Consider the following 7,864-nt stretch of genomic DNA (forward strand, 5'->3'; position numbering starts at 1 on the left):
GTACCGGTTGCCGCCGGGCTCCCCTCCCCCACCACCGACGCTGCGGCGGTCGTGCTCGTCGTCCTGGCGACACGGCGGGCGCCGGCGCACCAGCGCTGCGCCGTGCCGCGCGCCACCCCGAACCGGCGCATCAACTCGGTCACGCCCAGCCCCGCCGCTGCCGCCGCCCGGCCCGCCGCCGTCCGGTCGCGCTGGCCGCCCGGCGGCATCAGCTCCACCAACCCCTCCGCGGGCTCACCGAGCCCCGCACGGCCGCGCAGCGCCGATCGCTCGTCGGGAGTCGTGCCGCCGGCGATCCCGTCCGACAGCGCAGCCAGCGCGTACTCGAGGCAGCGGACCCGGACCGGGCACCCGGCGCACACCCCCTTGGCCGCCGCCACCTGCGCCTCGTACAGCGCGCCGCGCTCGGCCGCCGGGAAGAACAACTCCGGGTCGACCTGGGCGCACAGCGCGTCCGCCCGCCAGTCCCGGGCGATGTCGTGGGCGGCGGTCATCCCACGGCCCCCGACCCGGCCGGAGCCTCGTGGGTCAGCGCCGGCGTCGTCGACTGGTCCACCGTGGACAGGAACGACGAGATCGCCGCCGGCAACCCCTGCCCCGCCGGCGTCGACACGAACAACACCAACGCCACCAGCGAGAACACCACCGCACCCGCCGCAACCCGCGCCTTCGCGCAGATCACCGCACCGACGATCGCGAACAGGATCAGCACCCCGACGCTGCTCACGCCGTCACCCCCTGGTCCGCCGCCCACGTCCCGGCGTCGACGACGGTCTGCCCGGCGACGGCGGCGTCGGCCATCGCGTCGACAGCCTTCGCCGGGACGATCAGCCGGCCGCGGATCCGCACCGCGGGGAACTCCCCCGCCGCGATCGCCCGGTACACCGTCATCGGGGACATCCCGAAGATCTCGGCGACCTCCGCGACGCTGTAGAACCTCGGCGCGCCGGCGGCCTGCCGGCTCGTCGTCTTGAGACCTCGCATCGCTGCCTCCTTTCTATACATGTTGGGAACATGTATTGCACATCGTAGGTACGAGTCGGGGCTTCCGTCAACGCCCGTGATCTCGCGTGCCTCAAGGTTGCTGGCGAGGCAGGGGGCGACGGCAGATGACGCGGGGTGACGCGAGATGACGCGATTGCCGCATCAGGGTTGATTCCCGCAGCTCAACGGGCCATCGTGATCTTTAGGTCGAACGGGGGGACGATGCTCAACCGGCTTGCGGAAGCCCGCGCCGACCGCGGCTGGAAGAAGGCACGGCTCCTGCACGAGCTGCGCGCCGCCGCCGCCCGCCGCGGCGAAACCCTGCCGAAGGACGAAAGTCTGGGCCGTCGCGTAGCCGTCTGGGAGAACCAGGGCGGCGCGGTGGGCGACTTCTACCGCGAGCTGCTATGCGAGGTGTACGAACGCTCCGCGGCCGAACTCGGGCTCGTCGAGCCGACGCCCGTGGCGTCGGCCGCGCCCGTCGCCGTGGCGATACCGCAGTTCAGCAAGGTCGACGCCGGGCTCGTCGCTCTGCTGCGCGGCCAGACCCAGAGCATTCGCCTGCTCGACCGCCGGCTCGGCGGCCCCGCGATCTTCCGGCAGGCCCGGGCCCATGTCGACAGCGTCGAGCAGCTGGTGCGGTACGCCCTACCGGGCGACCAACGCGATTCCGCAGCCGGCGAACTCAGCCAGGCCGCGGCGCTGGCCGGCTGGCAGGCCCTCGACCTAGGCAACCTCGACGAGGCGTGGCAGCTCCACGAGATCGCGACGGCCGCGGCCCGGGAGAGCGGCGACGTCGCTGCGCTCGCCTACGCCCGCGCGCAACAGGCGTACGTGCTCCTGGACAGCGGGCAGCTCGCCGATGCCCACACGCTGATCACGTCAGCGCGCGAGCGTGTCGACGCCCCGGTCCCGCCCGGCCTGCGCGCCTGGCTGTATGCCGCCGAGGGTGAAGCGCTCGCCGCGCTCGGGCAGCGTGACGCCGCCCTGCGCGCGCTCGATCTCGCCGACGCGGAGCTGCCCGACCAGCTCGACGACACGCTGCCCTACGTGATGCTCGACGCCGGCCACCTGGCCCGATGGCGCGGGAACTGCGCGGCCCGACTCGGTGAGACGTCGGCGATCGACGACCTGACCGCCGCTCTCGATGCGATGGGCGAGGGCAACTACGGCCGCGCCGAGGTCAGCCTGCGCGTCGACCTGGCGATCGCTCACGCCGCGCGCGGCGACCTCACCGAATCCCACCGGCATGCCCAGCGCGCCGCCGATCTGGCCGGGCGGACCGGCTCGGCGCGGCAGCGTAGGCGGATCGGGGAGCTACTCAGCGCGTGAGCCGGCGCCCGGCCCGCTGAGTGCGAGGACGTGCAGCAGCCCCACGAGCGAGCCCGAATTCACGATGCGCCCCTTGGCAATCAGCTCAGGCACCTCCGCCAACGCGACCCACTCGAACCGGCCCTCGTTCACCTCGGTCGCCTCCCCGATTCGCTCCGCGCCGCGCGCCAGGAACACGTGGTGCGCGTTGCGCACCATGCCGATCATGGGCTCGAACGTCACCAAATGCTCGATCGAGCGGGGCCGGTAACCGGTCTCCTCCTCGACCTCACGCGCGGCCGTCTCCGCCGGTGTCTCGTCCGGGTCGAGCAACCCGCCAGGCAGCTCCCAGTTCCACACGTCCGGCACGAACCGGTGCCGCCACGCCATCAGCACGTGCTCGCCCGCGTCATCGAGGACGACAGTCATCGCGGCCGGCGGCAGCACCACCGTGTGGTGCTCGAACCGCTCCCCCGACGGCATGGAGATGTCGGCCAGGCCGACCGTCACCCACTCGTTCTCGTAGACCGGCCGCTCACCGTGCACGATCCATCGCTCTGCCTCGTCGTTCGGCCGCGTCATGGCACAGACCGTAGCCGTCGACGACCTCGCGCCGGCAGCGTCACCGCGGCGCCGCGAATGCGCCGGCCCCCTGCCGGACCACGACCGCCCCAGCGTCGGCGAGCCGCTGATAGGCCCGTCTCACTGTGTTTCGCGAAACGCCGTAGTCGGCGATCAACGTCGCCTCACTCGGCAACGGTTCGTCCGGTCCGAACTCGCCTGCGTCGATCCGCTGCAGCAGCTCCGCAGCGATCCGCTCGTAGGCGGTCGTTGGCCCAGGCGAGGCGGCGCCGACCACGCGCCGACCCTGTCCCGGGATGACCTCGACCAGCCCGTCCTCGACGAGCAGCGCGAGAGCTGCGCGAACCGTTCCACGGGCCACCTGATGCTGCTCAGCAAGAGCCAGCTCCGACGGCACCATCGCCCCAGGAGCCAGCTCTCCAGCCGCGATGAGCCGGCGCAGCTCGTCGGCGATCTGCCGGTAGGTGCCACGGGGGGCCAAGAGCGAGATCTCCTCGAGTTCCGAACGCTGGACGTCAGGAGACTAGCGTTCCGGCACACCTGCACGGCGGCCCGCGCGGGGCTGACGGGTTCCGAGCCACCGCTCCGCGTCAGCCGCAGGGCGCTACCAGCGCAGAGTCACCGGCGGCCGGTCCGTCCCGATCTCGGCGACCTCCAGCTCGAAGTCACCGATCCACGCCTCGCCCTCGTCTGTCCGTTCGGGCACCTCGATGCGTGCGACGCCCAGCAGGTGCGCGCGGAACGCGCCTGGGTCGGCCAGACTTCCTGGCACCATCCGCGCAGGGTAGCGCTGGCCGTCCGGCCCGCGGAGCGTGATCGAGCAGAAGCTCACGGACCTGCCGGCCTCCCCGGCAGGCGACGCGACATCGGGAAGCTCAGCGGGAACCGATGGCTCGACCAGCGCGGTGGCGCCGACAGGCTCTGCAGTCTCGACTGCCACCGGCACGGCACGACCGGCGATGCGGGCCCGACCACGTCCCACGGCGGTCAGCACGCCCCACTCCTTGAGCAGCGCCACCGCGCGCCCGGCCGTAGCGAGCGAGACACCGTGGTCCGTCGCGAGATCAGCGGTGGCCGGCGCGAGCTCGCCCAGGGCCAGCTCGCCGTCGTCGACGCGCTGCGCCACCGCAGCCGCGACCCGCTCGTACGGATGGCGCGGCTCCTGCCGCACGCGCCGGACCGGATCGAGCTCGGCGGGCCGTTGCGGCATCCCCGCGCCGAGCCCGCGCGCGGCCCGCTGATCAGCTTCGGACACCCACGCGGTGTAGGTCTTTAGCGTCGTTGTCCCACCGCCGCCGTGCCCGAGCCGGCCGGCCACCGTCCGTGGATCCACCCCGGCCGTGATCAGCTCGGTCGCCGAGTAGTGCCGGAGCTTGTGCAGCGTCGTCTCGATCCTGAGCCGAGTCGCCATCCGGTCGTACCGCTGGGTCACGCTGTCGGGGGTGGGGAACGTCGAGCCGTCGAGTGATCCCGAGAAGAGAAACGCATCAGCGGGCAGCTCGATCCCGAGCGCCGCGGCCCGCTCGTCGCACCGATCGATGTGCTCACGCAGCACGACGACCGTCTCGGCGTCCAGTGCGATCCGGCGCTGCTGGTGCGTCTTGAGGTCGCCCTCCACCCAGCCGGCGTCCGGATCACGCCGGATCGCCTTCCGCAACCACACCGTCTCGCGGCCTGCGGTGAGATCGACCAGGGAACGCCGGATCGCACACAGCTCGCCGCGCCGCATCCCGGTCGTCATCGCCGTCCAGACGAGCGCTCCCCAGTCGGGATCGCGCCAGGACTCCGTGACGATCCGGGCCGCCTCGGCGGCCGTCGGCGGCTGAGGGTTCGGCTTGGGCGCCGGCGGCGGCTCGGCCTTCACGGTTGGGCTCTCGCTGACCCATCCCCACCGAACAGCGCGCTTGTAGGCGCCGGACAGGATGAAGTGGATGTGCCGGATCGTCGTCGCAGCGAGCGGGCGGCAGACATGCCGTCGACACTTCTCCGTGCACTCGTGCGGCCCGCTGACACGGTGCTCGACGGACGCTCGGCCAGTGCAGCGGGCGCGACAGCGGCGCAGCTCGGCATAGAACGAGTCCAAGGTCTCGGCGTCGAGCTTGCCGACCCGCACGTGCCCCAGACATGGGCTGATGTGGTTGCGCACGTGGGTGCGGTACAGGTCAAGAGTGTTCGGCGACCCCGGGAACTGGTCGAGGTAGCGGGTCAGCAGCTCGTCGACGGTGGCGCTCGTTCGCGGGCTCCGGCGGTCGGCGACCTGCTGCAGGAGCCGCCCGCGGACCGCCTCGGCCTCGGCCCACGCCCTCGGGCCAGACGGAATGACCTCGACGAGGTCGTGCCGCTTCTTCGTCACCGGGTCTACGCCCGCATAGACCCGCACCCGTAGCGCGCCGCTCGGCAGCTCGTCGATGCTCCCGCGTGAGCGCGCGTTCCTCACGCTGGGACGACCCGCCATGCCGCGAGTCTAGCGCCGTTCGTGTCACATCTCGTGTCACGAAGGCTTTCCGGGCGATCTTGCATGCAGCGTTTCCGCTGGTCAATGTTGGAGCGGGCGACGGGAATCGAACCCGCGTAGCCAGTTTGGAAGACTGGGGCTCTACCATTGAGCTACGCCCGCGCGTCCCCAGCGAGCCGGAGACGCGATCAGCTTAGCGGACGCACTTCTCCCCCTCCGCTCCGCCGGGTCCTGGCGTCCGGCGAACACGGATCCGGCCACCTCTCGACGAACCCGCAGGCGTCGCCCTAATGGAGAAGCCACCACGATGGGCCCGCCGCGGGCGGGGGGATCCGCGGCTCGGATCGAAGTCGGCGTTGCTCGCTGCGTAGGCGCTCGGAGCGCTCGTGGCCGCCGTTTCGCCGGTTGTGCCCGTTCTCACGGCCCTGGGAAGTCGCCGTTCGCCGCTCGACGACGATCTTTCACCCGTCCGACGTGGACCAGGCCGGGCCCGGATGGACCAGCCGCCTACACTCGTCGGCGACGGGGTGTGGCGCAGCTTGGTAGCGCACTCGCTTTGGGAGCGAGGGGCCGTGGGTTCAAATCCCGCCACCCCGACCACATCCGACCTGCGGAAGCGGGTCGGTGCTACACGACTCGAAGATCCATATGTAGCAGTTGGTGTAGCAGTAGCTCCCCGAACCGCGTGGACCGCGGCTGCCCGACCTGCTCTGATCAGCACATGGCGACCGGAGTCGTGAAGTTCTACAAGGTCGAGAAGGGCTGGGGCCGCGATCAGCAGCCCCGAGCTGCCTGACGGCCTCGTCCCCTTCAGCGAGATCGAAGCCGAGGGGTACAAGGCGTTCGAGCAGGGTGACCAGGTCGGACCGAGATCGGTACCCGGCTGGTGGTGCGCGGCGCGACCCACCTTGATCATCTCGTTCGTCGACCAGCCGAACTGCCGGAAGCTCGCGACGAGCTGCACCTCCCACTTCGGCAGCTCGTCCTTGGTCGTCTCCTGCACATCCGACCCGAACCGAGTCTTCGGCTCCGACGAGAGCCAGAGCGGGCGCTCGAAGGTGGCGGTCAGATCGATGGCGTCGATCTGGGGCACGGTGCCCTCCACTCATCTAGACGCACATACGTACTATGCACGCCAGTCGTCTAGAACAGTCGGTACGGACGCCACCCCGTCGGAGCAGCGGTGATGCGGTCGACTAGGTGCGTCTCCTAAAGCGCGGAGTCAGGTGACGATCGCCGTCAGCACGGCACCGCCGCGGAAGGTCAGCGCGAGTTGTCGTAGCGGGTGGCCAGGCCGCGCCACTGCCTGATGTGGCAGAAACCGCGTTCGACGACATTGCGGTTGCGGTAATCGGCGCTGTCGAACGCGGGCGGTCCACCGCCGCGGGAGCCCCGTCGTGTGCGGTGCCCTTGCTGGTCGAAGGGCTCCGGGATCACGGCGACGACGCGTCGCTCACGTATCAGAGCGCCGTAGCGGCTCGACGCCCCACCGTGGTCGCCACAGCCGAGGGCGGAGTCGCGCAACGAACGAGCCCCCACCGCCCATGACGGGTGGTGAGGGCTCGTCTTCTATGCGGGCCCGCGGGTGCGTGACAACGTCGCGCGGGGTGCGCAGCCCGAGGCCGGGACGGCAGGGAGTCAGAGCCCGACCGAGTCCGCGCCGTGCTTGGCCTGCGCGGCCGTGAAGCCCTCGTACTTGAGTTGGTCGATCAGGCCCTGACGGGAGAACGCACTGAAACTGAGGTAGCTCTCAGCCGACTCGACCGCGTTCTGTCGGCTCACCGACAGGGTAGGTGTGGTCGGCTCCGACGGGGCCGCAGTAAACGATTCGGGGGCGGACGCCGTGTTGTTCGGTGCGGGCACTGCGGCCGGGGACGGTGCGGCGATCGGTGTGGGCGGAATGACGGTGGGCGCGTAGGTCGGAGCCGCTGCGGTCGGGGACTCTGTGCGTCCATCGTTGGCGCCCGCTGCGGCGGCGACGACGCCGATCAGCACAGCGGCACCGCCGACGATGAAGGGCCACTTCCGCCGTCGTTTCGGAGCCGGAGGCTGCGGCGGCTGCTGCGCCCAGTTTGTGGACGGCGGGCCCCACTGCTGCGGGATCTGGCCCTGCTGCGGGTACTTGCCGGGCGGGATGTTCTGGAAAGGGCCCTGCGGGGCCTGCGAGGTTGTCATAACCCCTACGTCGCGCGGGAAGATCGGGTGTTGCAGTTGGCGACACCGGATCATCAAAACTGTGGAAGCCCTGCGCCGCCAGGGATGTAAACGGCCCCGCTCTCGCCCGACGTGGGTGGGAGCGGGCCGATTCTGCGTTCAGGGGAAGGCGGCAGGAGGAGGAGCGAGGGGCCCGGCTGCGTCCGCCCTCGCCCTGCGGTTGGTTGTCGACAGACGGGCCGGCGCTGCACCCTAGTAGGGCTTTGTTAGGTGTGTCGTTCCCACTGATCCGGCGCTGCCTGTGATCTCGTTCGGGTCGTGACTCCGGAGGAGATGGCGCAGGTCCGCCCGCGGCTGGAGGCGTTCGCGGCCGGGATG

At 71.0% G+C, this 7,864-nt stretch carries 9 protein-coding genes and 2 tRNA genes; 2 read left to right on the forward strand and 9 right to left on the reverse strand.

Annotated elements, in window-relative coordinates; genetic code table 11:
* The 3 genes from HF519_RS33435 to HF519_RS28510 all read right to left on the reverse strand — a co-directional run.
* A partial coding sequence (locus HF519_RS33435; RefSeq protein WP_169416076.1) for a WhiB family transcriptional regulator occupies nucleotides 1–494 on the reverse strand: 494 nt, incomplete at its 3' end.
* Nucleotides 491–727: a hypothetical protein gene (locus tag HF519_RS28505; protein ID WP_169416077.1), complete on the reverse strand. Its 237-nt coding sequence runs from the start codon at nucleotides 725–727 to the stop codon at nucleotides 491–493. The genes HF519_RS33435 and HF519_RS28505, both read right to left, overlap by 4 nt.
* Nucleotides 724–984, reverse strand: a complete 261-nt coding sequence (locus tag HF519_RS28510; protein WP_169416078.1) for a helix-turn-helix domain-containing protein — start codon at nucleotides 982–984, stop codon at nucleotides 724–726. Before HF519_RS28510 ends, HF519_RS28505 begins: the two co-directional genes overlap by 4 nt.
* Nucleotides 985–1,206: 222 nt before the next feature.
* Here HF519_RS28510 and HF519_RS28515 point away from each other — a divergent pair, with 222 nt between their 5' ends.
* The gene (locus HF519_RS28515; RefSeq protein ID WP_246245388.1) at nucleotides 1,207–2,316 is read left to right on the forward strand and encodes an NsdA family TPR-like regulatory protein; all 1,110 of its coding nucleotides are present in this window, start codon (nucleotides 1,207–1,209) and stop codon (nucleotides 2,314–2,316) included.
* Here HF519_RS28515 and HF519_RS28520 read toward each other — a convergent pair.
* From HF519_RS28520 to HF519_RS28535, 4 genes are all read right to left on the reverse strand, one after another.
* Nucleotides 2,302–2,877 carry an NUDIX hydrolase gene (locus HF519_RS28520; RefSeq protein ID WP_169416079.1) on the reverse strand — a complete coding sequence of 192 codons (576 nt, stop codon included), beginning with the start codon at nucleotides 2,875–2,877 and terminating at the stop codon, nucleotides 2,302–2,304. The genes HF519_RS28515 and HF519_RS28520 overlap by 15 nt on opposite strands.
* A gap of 40 nt (nucleotides 2,878–2,917) precedes the next feature.
* Nucleotides 2,918–3,358 (reverse strand): GntR family transcriptional regulator, encoded by a 441-nt coding sequence (locus tag HF519_RS28525; RefSeq protein WP_169416080.1) that lies wholly within the window; start codon nucleotides 3,356–3,358, stop codon nucleotides 2,918–2,920.
* Between the two features lie 123 nt (nucleotides 3,359–3,481).
* Nucleotides 3,482–5,332 carry a tyrosine-type recombinase/integrase gene (locus HF519_RS28530; RefSeq protein WP_169416081.1) on the reverse strand — a complete coding sequence of 617 codons (1,851 nt, stop codon included), beginning with the start codon at nucleotides 5,330–5,332 and terminating at the stop codon, nucleotides 3,482–3,484.
* A gap of 88 nt (nucleotides 5,333–5,420) precedes the next feature.
* A tRNA-Gly gene (locus HF519_RS28535) sits at nucleotides 5,421–5,494 on the reverse strand.
* A 361-nt stretch (nucleotides 5,495–5,855) separates the two neighbouring features.
* Between HF519_RS28535 and HF519_RS28540 the strand changes: the two genes are divergently transcribed.
* Nucleotides 5,856–5,932: transfer RNA gene (locus HF519_RS28540), tRNA-Pro, on the forward strand.
* A gap of 663 nt (nucleotides 5,933–6,595) precedes the next feature.
* On the opposite strand, the gene HF519_RS28545 is transcribed toward HF519_RS28540, so the two are convergent.
* Together HF519_RS28545 and HF519_RS28550 are read right to left on the reverse strand one after the other, a co-directional pair.
* Nucleotides 6,596–6,856 carry a transposase gene (locus HF519_RS28545; protein WP_169416082.1) on the reverse strand — a complete coding sequence of 87 codons (261 nt, stop codon included), beginning with the start codon at nucleotides 6,854–6,856 and terminating at the stop codon, nucleotides 6,596–6,598.
* Between the two features lie 114 nt (nucleotides 6,857–6,970).
* Entirely contained in the window at nucleotides 6,971–7,327 is a 357-nt protein-coding gene (locus HF519_RS28550) for an Ltp family lipoprotein (protein WP_211170714.1), read from the reverse strand.
* Nucleotides 7,328–7,864 lie beyond the last annotated feature (537 nt).

Origin of the sequence: Pseudonocardia bannensis, from assembly GCF_012911875.1 — a bacterium.
In the GTDB taxonomy this organism is placed as follows: Bacteria; Actinomycetota; Actinomycetes; order Mycobacteriales; family Pseudonocardiaceae; genus Pseudonocardia; species Pseudonocardia bannensis.